This window comes from Promicromonospora sp. NPDC052451 (assembly GCF_044547525.1).
In the GTDB taxonomy this organism is placed as follows: domain Bacteria; phylum Actinomycetota; class Actinomycetes; order Actinomycetales; family Cellulomonadaceae; genus Promicromonospora.
The window spans coordinates 109,554-129,011 of record NZ_JBIUAP010000014.1 but is presented as its reverse complement, the minus strand read 5'-3'; the positions used below and the strand labels follow the sequence as shown (position 1 = coordinate 129,011).

16 protein-coding genes are annotated in these 19,458 nt (G+C 73.7%); 3 read left to right on the top strand and 13 right to left on the bottom strand.

Annotated elements, in window-relative coordinates; translation table 11 throughout:
* Window positions 1-82 precede the first annotated feature (82 nt).
* From ACIG47_RS21905 to rimP, 9 genes are all read right to left on the bottom strand, one after another.
* Window positions 83-1,693: a DUF6297 family protein gene (locus tag ACIG47_RS21905; protein ID WP_397433155.1), complete on the bottom strand. Its 1,611-nt coding sequence runs from the start codon at window positions 1,691-1,693 to the stop codon at window positions 83-85.
* Window positions 1,690-2,370, bottom strand: coding sequence for an ATP-binding cassette domain-containing protein (locus tag ACIG47_RS21900; RefSeq protein ID WP_397433154.1), 681 nt, complete (start codon window positions 2,368-2,370; stop codon window positions 1,690-1,692). The genes ACIG47_RS21905 and ACIG47_RS21900 overlap by 4 nt, the downstream gene beginning before the upstream one ends.
* Window positions 2,371-2,411: 41 nt before the next feature.
* Window positions 2,412-3,407, bottom strand: a complete 996-nt coding sequence (locus ACIG47_RS21895) for a bifunctional riboflavin kinase/FAD synthetase (RefSeq protein WP_397433153.1) — start codon at window positions 3,405-3,407, stop codon at window positions 2,412-2,414.
* Between the two features lie 133 nt (window positions 3,408-3,540).
* On the bottom strand, window positions 3,541-4,623 hold the full coding sequence (truB, locus tag ACIG47_RS21890; protein WP_397433152.1) for a tRNA pseudouridine(55) synthase TruB: 1,083 nt from the start codon (window positions 4,621-4,623) through the stop codon (window positions 3,541-3,543).
* Between the two features lie 70 nt (window positions 4,624-4,693).
* On the bottom strand, window positions 4,694-5,131 hold the full coding sequence (gene rbfA / locus ACIG47_RS21885; RefSeq protein ID WP_397416018.1) for a 30S ribosome-binding factor RbfA: 438 nt from the start codon (window positions 5,129-5,131) through the stop codon (window positions 4,694-4,696).
* 92 nt (window positions 5,132-5,223) lie between these two features.
* Window positions 5,224-8,169 (bottom strand): translation initiation factor IF-2, encoded by a 2,946-nt coding sequence (gene infB, locus ACIG47_RS21880; protein ID WP_397433150.1) that lies wholly within the window; start codon window positions 8,167-8,169, stop codon window positions 5,224-5,226.
* 177 nt (window positions 8,170-8,346) lie between these two features.
* On the bottom strand, window positions 8,347-8,613 hold the full coding sequence (locus ACIG47_RS21875) for a YlxR family protein (protein WP_397433149.1): 267 nt from the start codon (window positions 8,611-8,613) through the stop codon (window positions 8,347-8,349).
* Window positions 8,614-8,712: 99 nt separating this feature from the next.
* Window positions 8,713-9,762: a transcription termination factor NusA gene (gene nusA / locus ACIG47_RS21870; protein ID WP_397433148.1), complete on the bottom strand. Its 1,050-nt coding sequence runs from the start codon at window positions 9,760-9,762 to the stop codon at window positions 8,713-8,715.
* A 1-nt stretch (window position 9,763) separates the two neighbouring features.
* A complete protein-coding gene (rimP, locus tag ACIG47_RS21865) occupies window positions 9,764-10,357 on the bottom strand; it encodes a ribosome maturation factor RimP (RefSeq protein WP_397433147.1) in 594 nt (197 codons plus the stop codon).
* Window positions 10,358-10,670: 313 nt separating this feature from the next.
* On the opposite strand from rimP, the gene ACIG47_RS21860 reads away from it, so the two are divergent.
* Window positions 10,671-11,639 carry a DUF4439 domain-containing protein gene (locus ACIG47_RS21860; RefSeq protein ID WP_397416029.1) on the top strand — a complete coding sequence of 323 codons (969 nt, stop codon included), beginning with the start codon at window positions 10,671-10,673 and terminating at the stop codon, window positions 11,637-11,639.
* A gap of 127 nt (window positions 11,640-11,766) precedes the next feature.
* On the opposite strand, the gene ACIG47_RS21855 is transcribed toward ACIG47_RS21860, so the two are convergent.
* Window positions 11,767-13,593, bottom strand: coding sequence for a proline--tRNA ligase (locus ACIG47_RS21855; protein ID WP_397433146.1), 1,827 nt, complete (start codon window positions 13,591-13,593; stop codon window positions 11,767-11,769).
* 760 nt (window positions 13,594-14,353) lie between these two features.
* Between ACIG47_RS21855 and ACIG47_RS21850 the strand changes: the two genes are divergently transcribed.
* A complete protein-coding gene (locus ACIG47_RS21850) occupies window positions 14,354-15,265 on the top strand; it encodes an Fpg/Nei family DNA glycosylase (protein ID WP_397433144.1) in 912 nt (303 codons plus the stop codon).
* Window positions 15,262-15,813: a putative glycolipid-binding domain-containing protein gene (locus ACIG47_RS21845; protein WP_397433143.1), complete on the top strand. Its 552-nt coding sequence runs from the start codon at window positions 15,262-15,264 to the stop codon at window positions 15,811-15,813. The genes ACIG47_RS21850 and ACIG47_RS21845 overlap by 4 nt, the downstream gene beginning before the upstream one ends.
* A 4-nt stretch (window positions 15,814-15,817) precedes the next feature.
* Here ACIG47_RS21845 and ACIG47_RS21840 read toward each other — a convergent pair whose 3' ends face one another.
* The 3 genes from ACIG47_RS21840 to ACIG47_RS21830 all read right to left on the bottom strand — a co-directional run bounded on the left by ACIG47_RS21840 (window position 15,818) and on the right by ACIG47_RS21830 (window position 19,339).
* Entirely contained in the window at window positions 15,818-16,765 is a 948-nt protein-coding gene (locus ACIG47_RS21840; protein WP_397433142.1) for a GNAT family N-acetyltransferase, read from the bottom strand.
* Between the two features lie 36 nt (window positions 16,766-16,801).
* Window positions 16,802-17,944, bottom strand: coding sequence for a flavodoxin-dependent (E)-4-hydroxy-3-methylbut-2-enyl-diphosphate synthase (gene ispG, locus ACIG47_RS21835; RefSeq protein WP_397416307.1), 1,143 nt, complete (start codon window positions 17,942-17,944; stop codon window positions 16,802-16,804).
* A 72-nt stretch (window positions 17,945-18,016) separates the two neighbouring features.
* Entirely contained in the window at window positions 18,017-19,339 is a 1,323-nt protein-coding gene (locus tag ACIG47_RS21830) for a M50 family metallopeptidase (protein WP_397433141.1), read from the bottom strand.
* Between the last annotated feature and the right edge of the window lie 119 nt (window positions 19,340-19,458).

Genomic DNA, 19,458 nt, shown 5'->3' with positions numbered 1-19,458 from the left:
TGAAGGCCTTCCACCAGAGGAGAGCGGGACGCCGCAGCCTGCGTGCCGGGTTCGGCCAGGGCCGAATCACCCGGCGCAGGTGTCACGACGTGCGCTTGACGTGCGCGGCCCACAGCACCGCGCCGACGGCGCACACCACCTGTGCCGCGACCACCGCCGGCGCGGCGGCCCCGGCAACCGCCGCCCAGGCGAGCGGCACGGTACCGAGCACCGTCAGGTCCAGGCCCCTGAGCTGGTGCAGCACCAGCCCCGTGGGCAGGGCGCCCGCCGGCGTCGCGATCATCGGCACGTCCCACGGCACCGGCCCGCGGTAGGCGGTCCGCACGGCGGCGGCGCCGAGCACGACGGCGGCCGGGACCGCGGTGGCGACCCACGCCCCGCCACCGGTCGCCACGGCGACCGCCAGCAGCACCACGGCGGCGCCCGCCGTCGGCCAGACCGTGCGGACCGCCCGGGTGCCCCGGGCGCCGAGCGGGACCAGCGCGTCCAGGCGCGGGTTCTCCCCCGCCGCCCGCGGGCCGACGGCGCTCGCGACGGCCCCCGCGTAACCCAGCACCGCCAGGACCGCCCACAGCCCGATCCCGTCGGCCAGCAACGGCACCAGCACGGCGACGGCACCCGTCGCCGCGAGGGCCACCAGCCCCGCCAGCGCCGCGGACGAACGGGCCAGGAACGTGACGTCGGCGGCGAGCACCGCGCTGACGCGTCCGCGCGCCAGCCGGGGCACCCCGGCCAGGACGCGCGACGCCGTCGGGCCGGAGCTCAGCAGCGCGCGGCTCACGCCCCCGCTGTCGAGCGACAGCAGCGCCGCCGAGGCCTGCATGGCCGCCGAGGCCCGCGCCCGCAGGTCACCGGCGCGGAGCCGGTCGAGCCCCGCCGGCCAGGCCGCGAGGGCTGCCGCGCCCACGAGCGCCAGCGCCGCGGGCACGGGCCACGGCACGGTCCAGGCCGCCCAGCCGGGCACCCACAGGGCCCCGGCCAGCCCCGCCACCGGCACGGCGGCGAGCAGCAGGGTCAGCACCTGCCCGAGCCGCGTGCCGGACGTGGTCCCGGCCACCTGGAGCAGGCCCGCGCCGGTCACGACGACGAGACCGAGCGCGCCACCGAAGGCGGCGTCGAGCAGGATCCCCACCGGGCTCACGCCGACGAACGCCGCAGGCAGCCCGCCCGCCACGACGCCGGCCCCCGTGCCGGCCAGCACGGTCCGGACGAGCGACGGCGATGCCAGACCGGCCCGCCCGGCGGGCGTGGGCAGCCACCACCGCACTCCCGCGGCCGGCAGCCCTGCCGGGCCGAGCCGCGTCGCGAGCACGGCCCCCGCGGCGACGGCGAGCGCGAGGACGAGCGCCTGGATCAGCCCGGGACCGAGCCCGAACCCCGTCGCGTCCGAGCCGAGCAGCTCGCGCACGGGTGCCCCGAAGCCCCACACGTACAGGGCGACGAGCGTGAGCAGGATGGTCACCTCGCCCACGTCCGTCACCACCTGGCCGGTCTCGGGCGGCAGGTTGTGGGCTCGCACGCGCGCCGTGAGACGGCGCAGCTCGGCGCCGGTCAGTCGTTCGGCGTCGTCCCTGGCGAGGCGCGGAAGCGGCCCGACGGCGCCCACCGCCCCGCCCGGGCCCGGCTCCGCCGCCGCGTCCGGTGCCCCGCCCGCCTTCGGTGCCCCGCCCGCCTCCGGCGTCCCACCCGTCACCGGAAGCCCGCCAGCACGCCCGGCGCCTCGGCCGGGTCGAGCAGCTCGGCGCCGTCGTCGGACAGGTGGAGCGCGCGGGCGCCCGTGGCCGCCAGCAGCCGGTCGTCGTGCGTGGCGTACAGCACCGCCGTCCCGGCGTCGGCCTCGGCGCGCAGCGTGTCGCCTAGGCGGGCGCGCATGGCGGTGTCGAGGCGCTGCTCGGGCTCGTCCAGGACCAGCAGGTCGCGGGGGCGCACCAGGGCGCTCGCCAGCAGGAACCGGCGGCGCTGCCCCGAGGAGAGGGTGTGCGGCATGGCCCCGCCGTGCGCGGCGATGCCGACGTGGTCGAGCACCTGGTCGGTGACGGCCCCCGCGTCCGGCACGCCGTGCCCGCGTGCGGTGAGCACGAGGTGCTCGCGGACGGTGACGCCGGGGAAGAACGCGTCGTCGTCCAGCACGCCCGCGACCCGGGCCCGGAAGCCGCGCTCGCGCTCGTCCACGACCCGCCCGAAGGCGCGGACGGTGCCGCTCAGGGGTTCCTGCAGTCCGAGCACGGTGCGCAGGAGCGTGGACTTGCCGGTGCCGTTGGTGCCGATCACCGCGACCACGTCGCCGGGTGCCACCGTGAGCGTGACCGGCGGGCAGACGGCGTTCCCGCCGTACCCGACCACCAGGTCGGACAGTTCGAGAAGCGTCATGCCCGGCTCAACGTACGAGCGCCGCAAACGTCTCCACGACCTCAGGTCCGGAGGATCTCACGGGAGCGTGCCACGTCGTCGTTCATCTGGGCGATCAGCGGCTCGATGCCGTCGAACCGCAGCGTGGGGCGCAGGTGGGCCACGAACTCCAGCACCACGGTCTGGTCGTACAGGTCCAGGTCGGTGCGGTCGAGCACGTACGCCTCCACGCGGCGCTCGACGCCGTCGAAGGTCGGGTTGGTGCCCACGGAGATCGCGGCGGGCAGGATCTCCTCCTGCCCCCGGGCGCCCTCGTCCGCGGGCGTCGCCAGGCTCGCGCACGTCGCCGACGTGCCGCGGCGCAGCCAGCCGGCGTAGACGCCGTCGGCGGGGACGAGGCCGGTGATGTCGCCGAGGTTCGCGGTCGGGAAGCCCAGCTCCCGGCCCCGGGCGTCGCCGTGCACCACGGTGCCACGCACGAGGTGGGGGCGGCCGAGCACGTCGGCGGCCTGGCCGACGTCGCCCTCCGCGAGGAGCGCGCGCACCGCCGTCGACGACCAGCGCTGGTGCCCGTCGCCCGCCGAGTCGCCCACGTCCTCGATGGCGACCACCTCGAAACCGTGCTGCCCGCCGAGCTCGACCATGGTGGCCAGCGTGCCGGCGTTCTGCTTGCCGAAGCGCACGTCGTGCCCCACCACCACCGTCCGCGCCCGCAGGCCGTCGACGAGGTACCGGGAGACGAACTCCTCGGGCGTCTGGGCGGCGAAGTCGAGGGTGTAGTGCACCAGCAGCGTGGCGTCCAGGCCGGTGCGCTCCATGAGCGCCAGGCGGTCCTCCAGGCCCGTGATGAGCTCGGGCGCCGACTCCGGCCGGTGCACCGCCGACGGGTGCGGCTCGAACGTCACGGCGACGGCGCTCGCGCCGTCACCCCGGGCGAGCCGGAGGATGCGGTCGAGCACCGCCTGGTGGCCGCGGTGGACGCCGTCGAAGTTGCCGATCGTCACCACGGATGGCCCGAATCCCGGGGGAACCTGCTCCAGGTCCGTCCACAGCTGCACGCGGGTTGCTCCTCATGAATCAGGTGGCGCGGGTGCGGGCGTCGCATCGCGCCGTCCCGCACCGAACGTCAAAAGCGTAGCCCGAGCCCGGCGGTGCCCCGTGCGCGGGACCACCCGGCGGCGCCCGGTCGCCTCAGTCGGCCGGTGCGAGCACCAGCACGGGCCGGGCCAGGTTCTCGCCGCGCCGGCGCGTGTCCTCCAGCAGCGCCACCAGCGTGCCCGACGGCGACAGCGCGGCCACCACCTCGGGCCGGCCGGACGGCTCCACCCACTGCCCGTAGCCCAGCGCCCGCACCTCGACCTCGTCGAGCCGGCGGACCGGGAAGGTGCCGCGGGCGGCGTCGGCCAGCGGGAGGGTGGCCAGGGTGCCGTCGGCGTCGGTCTGCGCCTCCAGCTCCTCCAGCGTGCGGGCACCGGTCAGGTCGTAGCCCCCCACGCGGGTGCGGCGCAGCGCGGTCAGGTGCCCGCCGGTGCCGAGCGCGGCCCCGAGGTCACGGGCCAGGGCACGCACGTAGGTGCCCGACGAGACGGTGACGCGCACGTCCACGTCGATCACGGGCACCTCACGCCTCGGGACGCCGCCGGGGTCCGCGGCGGTCGGCGCGCGGCCCGGCTGCGCGGCGTCGCCCGGGGGTACGTCGTCCGGGTCCACGTAGACGTCGGCGACGTCGCCGTCGGGCACCGCCGTCGTGGTCGTGCGGACGTCCAGCACCTCGAACCGGGACACCGTGACCGGCCGCGCCTGGAGCGTGACCTCCTCCCCGGCGCGGACACGCGCGTAGGCGCGCCTGCCGTCCACCTTGATCGCGGACACGGACGTGGGCACCTGCAGGATGTCGCCCGTGAGCCCGGCGACCGCGGCGTCCAGCGCCGCCCGCTCCACGCGCCCGACCGCCTCCGGCCCGGCGACGGCCGCGACCGTGCCCTCGGCGTCGTCCGTCGTCGTGGCCACGCCGAGCCGGATCGTCGCGTCGTAGTCCTTGTCCGCGCCCACCACGTAGGTGAGCAGGCGGGTCGCCTTGCCGACACCGAGCACGAGCACACCGGTCGCCATCGGGTCCAGCGTCCCCGCGTGCCCGATCTTCCGCGTCCCGGCGAGCCGCCGCATGCGCCCGACGACGTCGTGGCTGGTCCAGCCCTGCGGCTTGTCGACGACGACGAACCCGTCGGCCGCCGTCGGACGACGGGTCTGCGCCTGCGGGGTGGGAGAAATCATGGGTACCAGTATCTCGCGGCTCAGGGGTGGCGCACGGCATCGGGGTCACCCGCGGGCGCGGGGCCCGGAGTCACTCCGCGTCGTCGTCCTCGCGCGGCTTCTTGTACGGGTCGGCCTCGCCGGCGTACTGGGCGCCGGCGCGCAGCGCCTCGAGCTCGGCGTCCCGCTTGCGGGCCTCGATCAGCGCCGCGTCGAGCGTGGCGGCGGTCTCGGGCACCGAGTCGAGGTGGAACTCGATGGTGGGCGTCAGGCGGATCCCCGTCTGCTTGCCCACCTCCGAGCGGATCAGGCCCGTGGCGCTCTTCAGCGCCGCGGCCGTGCCCGCCCGGTCCTCGTCCGAGCCGTACACCGTGTAGAACACCGAGGCGTTCTGCAGGTCTCCGGTGACCCGGACGTCCGTGACCGTCACGAAACCGAGGCGCGGGTCCTTGATCCGCGTGTCGATCATCTGCGCGACGATCACCTTGATGCGGTCGGCGAGCTTGCGCGCCCGCGGGTTGTCGACCATGAGTCTGTTCCCTTTCAGCGTGAGTGCGGGGTATCCGCACGGACCGGACCAGCCGGCCGGGCAGACACCCCGCACTCAATGAACCATCAACGTCAGGCGCGCGGCTTCTCGCGCATCTCGAACGTCTCGATGGTGTCGCCCTCGACCACGTCGTTGAACGACCCGAGACCGATACCGCACTCGAAGCCCTCGCGGACCTCCGTGACGTCGTCCTTCTCGCGGCGCAGCGACTCGATCGTGAGGTTGTCCCCCACCACCGTGCCGTTCCGCAGCACACGCGCCTTGGCGTTGCGGCGGATGGTGCCCGAGCGGACCACCGAACCGGCGATGTTGCCGAACTTCGAGGAGCGGAAGACCTGACGGATCTCCGCGGTCCCGAGCTGGACCTCCTCGTACTCCGGCTTGAGCATGCCCTTGAGGGCCGCCTCGACGTCCTCGATCGCCTGGTAGATGACCGAGTAGAACTTGACGTCCACGCCCTCGCGCTCCGCCAGCTCCTCGACGCGCTCGCCGTACTTCACGTTGAAGCCGATGATCACGGCGCTGTCGACGGTGGCCAGGTTGACGTCGTTCTGCGTGATCGCACCGACACCGCGGTGGATGACACGCAGCTCGACCTCGTCGCCCACGTCGATCTTGAGCAGCGCGTCCTCCAGTGCCTCGACGGCACCGGACACGTCGCCCTTGAGGATGAGGTTGAGGCTCTCGACCTTGCCCTTCTTGAGCTCGGTGTCGAAGTCCTCGAGGCTGATCCGCTTGCGACGCTTGGCCAGCGTCGCGGCGCGCTCGGCCGCCTCGCGCTTCTCGGCGATCTGCCGAGCGGTCCGGTCGTCCGGCGCCACGAGGAACGTGTCGCCGGCGCTCGGGACGCTCGTCAGGCCCAGCACCTGCACCGGACGGGCCGGCAGCGCGGCCTCGACCGAGTTGCCGTGCTCGTCGAACATCGCACGGACACGGCCGTGGGCCGTACCGGCGACGATCGCGTCACCGACGTGCAGCGTGCCGGACTGCACCAGCACCGTGGCCACGGAACCGCGGCCCTTGTCGAGGTTGGCCTCGATGGCGACGCCGCGCGCGTCCTTGGTCGGGTTGGCGCGCAGGTCCAGCGAGGCGTCCGCCGTGAGCAGGACGGCCTCGATGAGGTCGTCGATACCGATGCCCGGCTTCGCCGCGACGTCGACGAACATGGTGTCGCCGCCGTACTCCTCGGCCACCAGGTTGTACTCGGTGAGCTGCTGACGGACCTTCGCCGGGTTGGCACCCTCGACGTCGATCTTGTTGACGGCGACCACGATCGGCACGCCGGCGGCCTGCGCGTGGTTCACGGCCTCGACCGTCTGCGGCATCACGCCGTCGTCGGCCGCGACCACGAGGATCGCGATGTCCGTGACCTGCGCACCACGGGCACGCATGGCGGTGAACGCCTCGTGACCCGGGGTGTCGATGAACGTGATGGCGCGCTCGACGCCCTCGTGCTCATGCGTGATCTGGTAGGCACCGATGTGCTGGGTGATGCCGCCGTGCTCGCCGGCCACCACGTCCGACTTGCGGATGGCGTCCAGCAGCTTGGTCTTACCGTGGTCGACGTGACCCATGACGGTCACGACCGGCGGACGGGCGACCAGGTCGTCGTCGGACTCCCCGGCCTCCTCGGCCTCCAGGTCGATGTCGAAGGTCCCGAGCAGCTCGCGGTCCTCCTCCTCGGCCGAGACCATCTCGATCACGTAGCCGAGCTCGGCGGCCAGCGTGCCGAAGGTGTCCTCGTCCAGGGACTGCGTGGCCGTGGCCATCTCGCCCAGGTGGAACAGGACGGTCACGAGCGACGCGGGGTTCGCGTCGATCTTGTCCGCGAAGTCGTTCAGCGAGGCGCCGTGGCGCAGGCGCACGACCGTGCTGCCGTTGCCGCGAGGAACCTGCACGCCGCCGAGCGACGGGGCCTGCATCGCCTCGAACTCCTGGCGCTTCGCCCGGCGCGACTTGCGTCCGCGGACCGGCTTGCCGCCGGCGCGCCCGAAGGCACCCTGGGTCGCACCGCGACCACCGGCACCACGACGCGGGCCGCCGAAGCCGCCACCGCCACCGGGACGACCCGGGGCACCGGCACCGGCGCCACCACCGGCACCACCCGGACGACCGCCGCCACCGGGGCGACCACGGCCGCCACCCGGCGCCGGGCGGTCACCCGGACGCGGCATCGAGGTCTTGCCCGGCATCATGCCGGGGTTCGGACGCGGACCGCCGCCACCACCGGGACGGGGGGCCGACGGACGGGGACCACCGGGGCGGGGGCCGCCCGAGCGCTCGCCGCTCGCGTCCGCACGCTCGGGGCGCTGCCCCGGACGGGGCATGCCCTGGCTCGTCGCGAACGGGTTGTTGCCCGGACGCGGGTTGCCACCGGCAGGCCGGTCACCGGAGCCTGCGCCCGGACGGCCGCGGCCGCCACCGGGACGGGGCATGCCCTGGCTCGTGGCGAACGGGTTGTTGCCCGGACGCGGCGTGCCGCCACCCGGACGGTCGCCGCCCGGACGCGGACCACGACCACCGTCACGCGCGGGACGCGCGCCCGAGGGCGCGGCACCCGGCTTCGGGGCACCGGGCCGCGGGGCCGCGGCCGGCTTCGGTGCACCCGGCTTGGGTGCGGCCGACGGCTTGGCCGACGCCGCGGGCGCGGCCGGGGCCTCGTCGGCGGCGGGAGCCGGAACCGGGGTGGCCGGCGCAGGGCTGGCGGGAGCCGGAGCCGGAGCGGCCTCGGCCTTCGGGGGTGCCGCGGGTGCCGGAGCAGGCGCGGCGGGCTTCTGCGCCGCGGGCTTCGCGGCGGGCTTGGGTGCGCTGGGTGCGGGCTTCGCCGCTGCGCCCTTGTCGGACGGGCCGGCAGCGCCACCGGCCGGGAACTTGTCACGCATCGCACGCTCGACCGGCGCCTCGAGGGTCGAGGAGGCCGAACGGACGAACTCGCCTGCGGCCTTCAGCTCGGCCATCAGGGTCTTGCTCTCCACTCCGAGCTGCTTTGCGAGCTCGTGAACGCGGATCTTAGCCACATCTCTCCTGTCTCGGTCCATCCCGGGACAGGGAGGACCGCCATTAGTACCAGGTACTCATCGCTGGGGACTCATCGGGTGCCCATCGGCTTCTGACCCGCTTCCTTGTCGACGATTCGCTAGGTTCGGCCGGACGCGCAGGGGCGCCCGGTCGGGACGGTCTTGCGGCCGGCGCACTCACCGGCCGAGGTGTGCTCGTACCTCGGCCAGATCGACGGGGCCGTCGACGCGCAGTGCGCGGGACACGGCCCTACGACGCTCGGCGAGCTCCAGGCACCGCGACTCCGGGTGAACCCAGGCGCCGCGACCCGGCAGGCAGGCCCGGACATCGACGACGACGTGCCGTGGACCTGCCACCGCATCACCGTGCATCGAGGGGTCCGGCACCAGACGCAGGAGTGCAGACCGCTGGTCGCGCCCCCGGCATCCGACACACGTTCGCACCGGACCCTGGACGGGTGGTCCCGGATCAGGCACGGGGGAGGTCGAAAGACGGGCGCGTGGCCCAGACTCGGACAGTCTACCGCGCCGTCCCACCTGGCGTTACCGACCCCTCTGCGTGTCGGCGGGCGCCCCACCTGCGCCGGAGTCGGTCGCCTCGTCCGACCGGATGTCGATGCGCCAGCCCGTCAGCTTCGCGGCGAGGCGCGCGTTCTGCCCCTCCTTGCCGATGGCGAGGGAGAGCTGGTAGTCCGGCACCACGGCCCGCGCGGCGCGGGCGTCCGCGTCGACGACTGTGACCGACGACACACGGGCCGGCGACAGGGCGCTGGCCACGAACGCGGCCGGGTCGTCGCTGTGGTCGACGATGTCGATCTTCTCGCCGTGCAGCTCCGCCATCACGGCGCGCACGCGAGCACCCATCGGACCGATGCAGGCACCCTTGGCGTTCAGCCCGGCCACCCGGGACCGGACCGCCATCTTGGTGCGGTGGCCCGCCTCGCGGGCGATGGCCGTGATCTCCACCGAGCCGTCCGCGATCTCCGGGACCTCGAGCTCGAAGAGCTTGCGCACCAGGTTCGGGTGCGTACGGCTCAACGTGATCTGGGCGCCCTTCATTCCGCGGCTGACCTCGACCACGTAGGCGCGCAGTCGCTCGCCGTGCACGTACTCCTCGGTCGGCACCTGCTCGTGCGGCGGGAGCACGGCCTCGGTGCCACCGACGTCCACGAGCACGACGCGCGGGTCACGGCCCTGCTGGATGACGCCGGCCAGCACCTCGCCCTCCTTGCCGCGGAAGGTGCCGAGCACCTGGTCGTCCTCGGCGTCGCGCAGACGCTGCACGATGACCTGGCGGGCCGTGGCCGTGGCGATCCGGCCGAAGTCCTGCGGGGTGTGGTCGAACTCGGGGCCGAACTCCACGGTGGGGCGCGCGTCGGGGTCGTCGGGGTCGGGCTCGACGGGCAGCTCCTCGCGCGCCCAGACCGTGACGTGGCCGGACGAGCGGTCCAGCTCGACCCGGGCCCGGCTGTAGGCGTCAGGGGTGCGGTGGTAGGCCGAGAGGAGTGCCTGCTCGATGGCCGCGACGAGGACGTCCAGGCTGAGATCCCTCTCGCGCTCCAGCATCCGCAGGGTGGTCATGTCGATGTCCATGTCAGCCTTCCTCGTTGCGGCCGGGGTACCCCGCGGTCGCGTCGTCGAAACCAGCACCGTCGACGTCGTCGTCGGTGTCTTCACCTGCACTCTCGCCCAGTTCGGTGCCCTCGGCATCCTGGACGTCGTCGAGCCGCTTGAGCTCGACCTCGACCTTGCCGCGGACCACGTCGGCGAGGTCGATCCGCCGGTCGTCGTCGAGCACGAGGACCGCCGTGGCGCCGTCGGCGAGCACGTCGGTCAGCCGGCCCTCGGCGCGGCCGCCGTCCGCCAGCTTGAGCGTCACCAGCCGGGTGCGGGCCCGCTTGAAGTGCCGCAGCTCGGTCAGGGGCCGGCTGGTACCCGGCGTCGAGATCTCAAGCGTGTACGCACCGGCGACGACGTCGTCCACGTCCAGGGCCGCCGACACGGCCCGCGACACGTCGCCGAGGGCGTCGGAGTCGAGGCTGCCCACCGCGTCCTCCGGCAGGTCCACGGTGATCCGCACGACCGACCTGCTGCCGGCCCGAGTGGTGGTCACCTCTTCCAGGTACAGACCCGCGGCCTCGACCGCCGGCCGCACCACGTCGCGGACCGCTTCCGCCTGCTGTGTCATCGCCTGCCTCCCGTCGGCTCCCCCGTGCGGGGGCACGGTTCGAGCCGGAACGGTTCGACCGATGTGCTGTTGTCGTCTGTGCTTGCTGCCTGTGTCCAGCCTAACGAAGCGCCGGGGCACGGCACCTCGCGCGGGACGTGACGTCCGTGACCCGACCGCAACCGGCACGGCCCGGGTCAGCGCACGAACCGGCCTGGGGAACGTGGCATCATCGGCCACGATGAACCCCAACGGCCCCAGGTCCCGTACGCGACGCCGGTCAGGCCTGACCGCGCTGGTCCTGACCTGCGCGATCATTCTCTCAGGTTGCGGGGTGCGTCTGGAGACGCCCCCGCCGACCGAGCCGGTGCCCGACGCGGCCGAGGTGGTCCGGCGCACCGCCGTGGCGGACGCCCTGCTCGTGGCGGAGCAGGCCGAGGCCGCCGCCGGCACGCAGGGGGTCGACGCCGACGTCGCGGCCGAGCTGGAGCGGATCGCGACGGCCACCACCGAACAGGCGGAGCAGCTCGGCGGCGAGTACGACTCGGGCCTGGACGACATCGTGACCGACCGGTCCGCCTCCTCCCCGTCGGCGACCACGCCGGACCACACCCCCGCCGCCGTCCTCACCTCCCTGGTCGACGCCGCGACCCGGACGCGCGCCGCGGCGAACCAGGTCCAGCTCGGGCCGCTCGGCCGGCTGCTCGGGTCGGTCTCCGCGGCGCAGACGCGGTACGCGACGGACCTCGCGCGGCTGACGGGAGCGCAGGCCCCCGACCTTCCGCCGACGACGATCCCCGAACCCACCGCGCCCAGCGCCGATCCCAGCGAGGGTGACGAGACCGCGGCCACCCCGGCCGCCGCATCCGTCCAGGACGCGCCCGTGGTGCCGACCGGGCTGTCCGCCGAGGACCTGAGCGCCCTGGTGCTCGCCGAGGACACCGCCGGCTACGCCCTGGAGGTGCGAGCCGCGCAGGCCGAGGGCGACGTGCGGACCCGGGCCGCCGACCGCGCCCGGGCGCACCGTGCGCGGGCGCAGGCCTGGGCCCTGGTGGCCGGCGTCGACGGCACGGACCAGGACCCGCGCCGGGTCGCCTACACGGTTCCCCGGGGCGACACCCCGACGCAGGACCTCGCCCGCGACCTCGAGAACGACCTGGCCCAGAACTACGCGTCCCTGGTGGGCCTCGCCGAGCCCGGCACACGCACCGTGCTGGTCTCGCTCCTCACGGACGCCGCCCTGGCCGCCGGCCGGTGGGGCGCCGCGGCGGTGCCTTTCCCGGGGCTTCCGGAGCAGGCCTGACGGTGCCTGGCCGTGGGCGGTTGCCCGCGCACGGCCAGGCGGTGCCGAGGCGATGGCCCGGCCAGGTCGGCGGCCTGGCCGAGGCGATGGCCCGGTCAGGCCGAGGCCGGTGGCCTGGCGCCGGTGGTCACGCCAGGAGCGCCGCCACCCGGGCCGCCACCGCGTCCGCGGCCTCGCCCACGGGAAGCTGCTCCGCCTCGCCGACGCGCGGCCGCACCTCGACCACGCCGTCGGCCAGGCCCTTGCCCACCGTGACCACGAGCGGGGCGCCGAGCAGCTCGGCATCCTTGAACTTCACGCCCGGCGACACCTTGCCGGTCCGGTCGTCGTAGAGCACCTCGACGCCGCGTGCGGCCAGGTCGTCGGCGAGCGTCGCGGCCGCGTCGAACACCTCGGCGTCCTTGCCCGCCGCCACCAGGTGCACGTGCACCGGCGCCACGTGAGCCGGCCAGGCCAGGCCCTTGTCGTCGTGGTTCGCCTCGGCGAGCGCCGCGAGCGCCCGCGTGACGCCCACCCCGTAGGAGCCCATGGTCACGACGGCCTGCTTGCCGTTCTCGTCGAGCACCACGAGGCCCAGGGCCTCGGCGTACTTGCGGCCGAGCTGGAAGATGTGGCCCATCTCGATGCCGCGCGCGAGCTCCAGCGGGCCGGAGCCGTCGGGGGCCGGGTCGCCGGGGCGCACCTCGGCGGCCTCGACGGTGCCGTCCGCGGTGAAGTCACGGCCGGCCACGAGGTCGAACACGTGCTTGCCGGGCTCGTTGGCGCCGGTGATCCAGCGGGTGCCGGACACCACGCGGGGGTCGAGCAGGTACCGGATCGCGGGGATCTTCTCGCCGTCGGCTCCCTCGACCTGCTCGCCCTGGGGTCCGAGCACCTGCGGGCCGATGTAGCCCTTGACGAGCTGCGGGAACTTCTTGAAGTCCTCCTCGGTGGCGGCCTCGGGCTCGGCCGGCGTCAGCGCCGCCTCGATGCGCTTGAGGTCGACCTCGCGGTCACCGGGCAGGCCGACGACGACCAGCTCACGGGTGCCGTCGGGCTGGTTGAGCGCCAGCACCACGTTCTTGAGCGTGTCGGCGGCGGTCCAGGGCCGGTCGGGGCGCGGGAACTTCGCGTTGGCGACGTCGACCAGCGTGGCGATGGTCGGGGTGTCCGGGGTGTCCTCGACGTGGGCCGCGGGGGCGTCGTCGTACGGGACCGCCTCGGGGACCGGGGTGACCACGGCCTCCACGTTCGCGGCGTACCCGCCGGGCGAGCGCACGAACGTGTCCTCGCCGATGGGCGAGGGCGAGAGGAACTCCTCGGAGCGGGAGCCGCCCATGGCACCCGACATCGCGGACACGATCACGTAGTCCAGGCCGAGGCGCGTGAAGATCTTCTCGTACGCCTCGCGGTGCTTCTGGTAGCTGACCTCGAGGCCCTCGTCCTTGACGTCGAACGAGTACGAGTCCTTCATGATGAACTCGCGCCCGCGGATCAGGCCCGCGCGGGGGCGCGCCTCGTCGCGGTACTTGGTCTGGATCTGGAACAGCGTGACCGGCAGGTCCTTGTACGACGAGTACAGGTCCTTGACCAGGAGCGCGAACATCTCCTCGTGCGTGGGCGCGAGCAGGTAGTCGGCGTCCTTGCGGTCCTTGAGCCGGAACAGGCCGGCGCCGTACTCCTCCCAGCGACCCGTGGCCTCGTAGGGCTCCCGCGGCAGCAGCGCCGGGAAGTGCACCTCCTGGCCGCCGATCGCGACCATCTCCTCGCGGACGATCGCCTCGATCTTGGCCAGCACCCGCAGGCCCAGCGGCAGCCACGAGTAGATGCCCGGGGCGGCCCGGCGGATGTACCCGGCCCGCACGAGGAGCTTGTGGCTGGCGACCTCGGCCTCGGCCGGGTCCTCGCGCAGGGTACGGACGAAGAGGGACGACATGCGCAGCACGTCGCCCTGAGTGAGGCGTGCGGAAGACATGGGGCACAGCCTATCCGCGCGGAGGCTTGCGGTTCTCCTGGAATACGTGGTGCCGGCGGTGTCCGGCGGGAGGGCGGGGGGTGGGTGTTCGGTCAGCTGCAGCCGGGAGGGGCGGGTGGTCGGTCGGATGTGGCCGGTCGGGGCGAGTGGGCGGTCGGCTGCAACCGGGAGGGGCGAGTGGTCGGTCAGCTGCGGCCGGACGGGACGAGTGGGCGGTCAGCCGCACCCGGACAGGGCGAGTGGGCGGTCAGCTGCAGCCGGACGGGACGAGAGTTCGGTCAGCCGCACCCGGACAGGACGAGAATTCGGTCAGCCGCACCCGGACAGGACGAGAATTCGGTCAGCCGCACCCGGACAGGACGAGAATTCGGTCAGCTGCACCCGAACGGGACGAGAGTTCGGTCGGTTGCGCCGAGATCGGTCGATCGAGTGACCGATCTCGGGGCAACCGACCGAAGACAAAGCCGTGCGACCTGCAAGAGACCGAACCCAGGACCGCCGCCCCTCCTCTGCCCACCTGCCACTTCCCCCTGTCACCTCCCACCCACCGCCCCGCCACCTCCCACCGCTGCCCCGCCACCTCCCACCTGCCGCCTGCCCCTCACCCACCTCCCACCCGCCCCTCTCCCCTCACCCACCTCCCACCCGCCCCTCTCCCACCTGCCCCCACTCCCACCTCCCCCCGCCACCTCACACCCCCGCCCCTCCCCACCCCAGCTCCTCCCTTGCCGCATCCGCCGAACTCTCGGAGGATGGGCGCATGCCTGAGCTGCCCGAGGTCGCCGCGCTCGCGGACTTCCTGCGCGAGCGCACCTCCGGGCACACGGTCCGCTCGGTCGAGGTGGGCTCGATCGTGGCACTCAAGACGTTCAGCCCGTCGCCCGACGCGCTCGCGGGCGGCACGGTGAGCGGTGTGGCCCGGCACGGCAAGTGGCTCGACGTCGTCGTCACCACGCTGCCCGACGGCGAACCGCTGCACCTGGTCTTCCACCTCTCGCGGGGCGGGTGGGTGCGCTGGTCGGACGCCCTGCCGGACAAGCCCGTGCGGCCCTCGCTGGGCGGTTCCAGCCGGGGCGCCGTGCTCGCGCTGCGGGTGCGGCTCGACGACGGGTCGGGGTTCGACCTCACCGAGGCGGGCACCCGCAAGCGCCTGGCCGTGCACGTGGTGCACGACCCGGCCGAGATCGAGATGGTCGCCTCCCTCGGTGTCGAACCGCTGGACCCCGCCTTCACGACCGAGGTGCTGGCAGGGCTGCTCGCCGCGAGGAACCAGCAGGTCAAGGGCTTGCTGCGCGATCAGCGGGCCATCGCGGGCATCGGCAACGCCTACAGCGACGAGATCCTGCTCGTGAGCCGGTTCAGCCCCTACAAGCTCACCGGGTCGTTCACCCCGGAGGAGACCGCCCGGCTGCACCAGGCCGTCGGCGACGTGCTCCGGGAGGCGATCGCGGCGGCGTCGGGCAAGCCGGCCAAGGAGCTCAAGGACGCGAAGCGGGCCGGGATGCGCGTGCACGGCCGTACCGGCCAGCCGTGCCCCGGGTGGAACGGTGTGCCGTGCGGCGACACGGTGCACGAGGTGTCGTTCGCGGACCGGTCGATGCAGTACTGCCCCACGTGCCAGACGGGCGGCAAGCCGCTGGCCGACCGGCGGATGTCGAAGCTGCTGCGGTGACCGTCGTCTACTGGCGCCGGACCGACGTCGTGGGGCTGGAGCGCCTGGAGCTCACCGCCGGCCCCGGCGGCGTGACCGCGTCAGGGTCCGTCATCTGCGTGGAGGACGGCGGGTTCCGGCTCGACCACCGCTGGTGGCTCGACCCCGGCTGGAGCGCGCGACGCGTCGAGACCGAGGTCTGGGCACGAGGGACCCGGGCCGCGCTCGTGCTGGAGCGGGCGGGGTCCGGCTGGCTGGTCGACGGCGAGCCCCGCCCCGACCTGGACGGTGCCGAGGAGCCCGACCTGTCGGTCACGCCCTTCTGCAACACACTGCCGGTCCGGCGGATGGGTGCCGCTCCGAGCCTGGTCCTGGACACCGCGTACATCGACGGGCCGGCGCTGACCGTCACCCGCTCCAGGCAGCGCTACGACGCCGCGGGGCCGGGCCGGGTGCGGTACGTGGACCTCGGCCTGTCCCGGGGGTTCGAGGCGGACCTGACGGTGGACGACGCCGGGCTGGTGGTGCGTTACGAGCACCTGTTCGAGCGGGTGGAGCCGCAGGCCTGACGGGTCAGAACAGGACCGTGGCGAACGTGCCCACCTGCTCGAAGCCCACGCGCCGGTAAGCCGCCACGGCCCGCTCGTTGTAGGCGTTCACGTACAGCGACACCACCGGGGCCACGGTGGCGCGGGTGGCCTCGACCACGGCGGCCATGCCCGACTCCGACCAGCCCCGGCCGCGGAACGCCGGCTCGACCCACACCCCCTGCACCTGCGCGACGCCGCCGGCCACCGCGCCGAGCTCGGCCTTGAAGGCGATGGCGGGGCGGCCGCCGACGTCGGGCACCATGCGGACGAACGAGCGGCCCTCCGTGATGAGCGACCGCACGCGCTCCGCGTAGGCGGAGCCGCCCGAGGCGACCGGCGAGTAGCCGACCTCCTCGGTGAACATACGGACGCAGGCCGGCAGCACGAGGCCCAGCTCCGTGGGCACCGACCGGCGGACGGTGGGCTCGGGCGGCAGCGCGGGCGCCGTGCCGATGGCCATGGACGGCTGGTCGGCCCGCACGTCACGCGCCGGCGGCCAGTGCGGCGACAGGTGCTCCCAGAGCGTGAGCGCGGCCCACTGCTCCCCCACGATCGACGAGGAGCGGCGCCCGTGCATGCGCGCGACGTCGGCGAACGCGGCCACCGCCTGGGCGCGCCGCTCTGGATCGGTGATCGGGACCACCGGCACCAGGTTGGCGCCGGCCCAGCAGACGGCCTCCAGCGGGCCGGCGTCGGGAAAGCCCCACGCCTGGCCCGCCGCCGCGCCGAACCCCGAGCGGAGCGCGATCTCCAGCCGGGCGGCGGCGAGCACCGACGCCACGGGGTCGACGGCGCAGACGGCGAGCGCCTGCGTCAGGTCCTCACGCGTCAGCGATCGCGCGGTGTCCCGCCGCTCGCGCCGGGCGAGGTCACCGGGGCGGGGCCCGTCCGGGCGCGCCCCGGCCGGAACCGGGGTGCGCCAGCGGGCCATGTCCTGCTCCGTTCGACTCAGGTTCCCGGGTGGCGATCAGCCCACCGAGACGACCGGCGAACCGGCCTGTGCCTCATTCTCCGGCGTCGGCATCTCATCCGCGATCCGCATCGCCTCTTCGATGAGCGTCTCGACGATCATCGCCTCGGGGACGGTCTTGATGACCTCGCCCTTGACGAAGATCTGCCCCTTGCCGTTGCCGGAGGCCACACCGAGGTCGGCCTCGCGGGCCTCGCCCGGGCCGTTGACGACGCAGCCCATGACGGCGACGCGCAGCGGGACGGTCATGCCCTCCAGGCCGGCGGTGACCTTCTCGGCCAGCGTGTAGACGTCCACCTGGGCCCGGCCGCAGGACGGGCAGGAGACGATCTCGAGCTTGCGCGGACGCAGGTTGAGCGCCTGCAGGATCTGGTTGCCGACCTTGACCTCCTCGACCGGCGGGGCCGAGAGGGAGACGCGGATCGTGTCGCCGATGCCCTTGCTGAGCAGGGCACCGAACGCGGTGGCCGACTTGATGGTGCCCTGGAACGCGGGGCCCGCCTCGGTGACGCCGAGGTGCAGGGGCCAGTCGCCGCGCTCGGAGAGCAGCTCGTAGGCGCGGACCATGACCACGGGGTCGTTGTGCTTGACCGAGATCTTGAAGTCGTGGAAGTCGTGCTCCTCGAAGAGGCTGGCCTCCCACACGGCCGACTCCACCAGGGCCTCGGGGGTGGGCTTGCCGTACTTCTCCAGGAGGCGCTTGTCGAGCGAGCCCGCGTTGACGCCGATGCGGAGCGACACGCCCGCGTCCTTGGCGGCCTGCGCGATCTGCTTGACCTGGTCGTCGAACTTGCGGATGTTGCCCGGGTTCACGCGGACGGCGGCGCAGCCGGCGTCGATCGCGGCGTACACGTACTTGGGCTGGAAGTGGATGTCCGCGATCACGGGGATCTGCGACTTCTTGGCGATGATCGGCAGCGCCTCCGCGTCGTCGGCGCTCGGGACGGCGACGCGGACGATGTCGCAGCCGGCCGTCGTGAGCTCCGCGATCTGCTGGAGGGTCGCGTTGATGTCGGTGGTGGGCGTGGTGGTCATGGACTGCACGCTGATGGGTGCGTCACCACCCACCTCGACCTTGCCCACCTTGATCTTGCGGGTCTTGCGGCGGGGGGCGAGGACCGGCGGGGGTGCTGCTGGCATGCCGAGGCTGATTGCGGTCACGGACTCAGTATCCACTCTTCGGAAGGGTCAAAACGCACATCGTGCTCGGCGTCACGTGATCCGCACCGGATCCACCAGGTCGGCCACGATGAGGATGCCGCCCACCCCGAGCAGCACGAGGAAGACCACGTAGGCCACGGGAGTCATGCGGGCGACGTCGGCCGGGCCGGGCAGGACGGCGGCGCCGCGCACCCGGGCGACCGTGCGCTTGCCGCCCTCGTAGAGGGCGTTGACCAGATGCCCGCCGTCCAGCGGCAGCAGCGGGATCATGTTGAAGACGAACAGCGCGATGTTCAGGCTGGCGAGCAGGCTCAGGTAGATCATCACGCGGTCGAGGATCGCCTCGTCCAGGGCCATGATCTGGCCGCTGATCCGCGCGACGCCGACGACCGACTGCACCGAGTCCTGCGAGCGTTCCTCGGCGCTGAATGCCTGCGTGGCAGCGTCGGCCACGCGGACGGGCAGCGTGGCGACCATGGTGGCCGTCTGCCAGGTCTGGTCCGCGACGGCCGGCAGCACGCTCGACACGGGCTGGGGCTCGCGCACCTGGAGCGGTGAGAAGCCCACGAAACCGCCGGGGCGGACGACGGGCTCCCCCGCAGCATCCAGGACGGGGGCGCCCTCCTCGTCCACGACGGGGCGGTCGGTACGGGCCGGGGTGACCTCCAGGGCGACGCGTTCGCCGTCGCGCAGCACCACGATCTCGGACTCGCGCCCGGCGGAGTCGTTGATGAGGCCGACGAGCTGCTGCCAGCCGTGCACCTCGGTGCCGCCGAACGAGACCACCTCGTCCCCGGGCTCCAGCCCCGCGGCCGCGGCGGGTGCGGCGGGCTGCCCCTCGCAGTCGTCGCCCGAGGCGGTGGAGGTGACGGAGGCCGGTACGCACTCCGAGAGCTGGGCGACCGTGGTGGAGACGGCGGGCAGTCCGTAACCGATGAGGATGACGGCCATCAGCACCGTCGCGATCACGAGGTTCATGAACGGCCCGCCGAACATCACCACGAGCTTCTTGGGCGTCGACAGGTTGTAGAAGGCGCGGTGCTCCTCACCGGGCCGCACCTCGGCCACCGATGCGTCCCGCGCGTCGGCCACCAGGTCGCTCCAGAAGCCCTTGCCGCGCCGCGCACCCTCCGGGGCCGGGGGCATCATGCCGACCAGCCGCACGAACCCGCCGAGCGGGATCGCCTTGATCCCGTACTCCGTCTCCCCCTTGGTCCGCGACCAGAGCGTGGGCCCGAAGCCCACGAAGTACTGGCTCACCCGGACGCCGAACTTCTTGGCCGGGACCATGTGCCCCAGCTCGTGCAGCCCCACCGAGACGACGACGCCGAGCAGGAGGACGAGCACACCAACGATGTGCGGAACGATGCTCACGGCACCGAGACTACGGCACCTGTCCGACAGCCCGGAAGGCAGCGCACGGCTCCCCTCGGCTCGACCACTCGACGTTCACGCCACTCCCGTTCCATGACAATTCCTTGAAACTTCGGTTA

What these genes read in the sequence shown, in the direction of transcription:
- ACIG47_RS21900 (WP_397433154.1), bottom strand. Translation starts at nt 2,370, where the DNA reads ATGACGCTTCTCGAACTGTCCGACCTGGTGGTCGGGTACGGCGGGAAC.
- truB (WP_397433152.1), bottom strand. Translation starts at nt 4,623, where the DNA reads ATGATTTCTCCCACCCCGCAGGCGCAGACCCGTCGTCCGACGGCGGCC.
- rbfA (WP_397416018.1), bottom strand. Translation starts at nt 5,131, where the DNA reads ATGGTCGACAACCCGCGGGCGCGCAAGCTCGCCGACCGCATCAAGGTG.
- nusA (WP_397433148.1), bottom strand. Translation starts at nt 9,762, where the DNA reads ATGGACATCGACATGACCACCCTGCGGATGCTGGAGCGCGAGAGGGAT.
- rimP (WP_397433147.1), bottom strand. Translation starts at nt 10,357, where the DNA reads ATGACACAGCAGGCGGAAGCGGTCCGCGACGTGGTGCGGCCGGCGGTC.
- ACIG47_RS21855 (WP_397433146.1), bottom strand. Translation starts at nt 13,593, where the DNA reads ATGTCTTCCGCACGCCTCACTCAGGGCGACGTGCTGCGCATGTCGTCC.
- ACIG47_RS21850 (WP_397433144.1), top strand. Translation starts at nt 14,354, where the DNA reads ATGCCTGAGCTGCCCGAGGTCGCCGCGCTCGCGGACTTCCTGCGCGAG.
- ACIG47_RS21840 (WP_397433142.1), bottom strand. Translation starts at nt 16,765, where the DNA reads ATGGCCCGCTGGCGCACCCCGGTTCCGGCCGGGGCGCGCCCGGACGGG.
- ispG (WP_397416307.1), bottom strand. Translation starts at nt 17,944, where the DNA reads ATGCCAGCAGCACCCCCGCCGGTCCTCGCCCCCCGCCGCAAGACCCGC.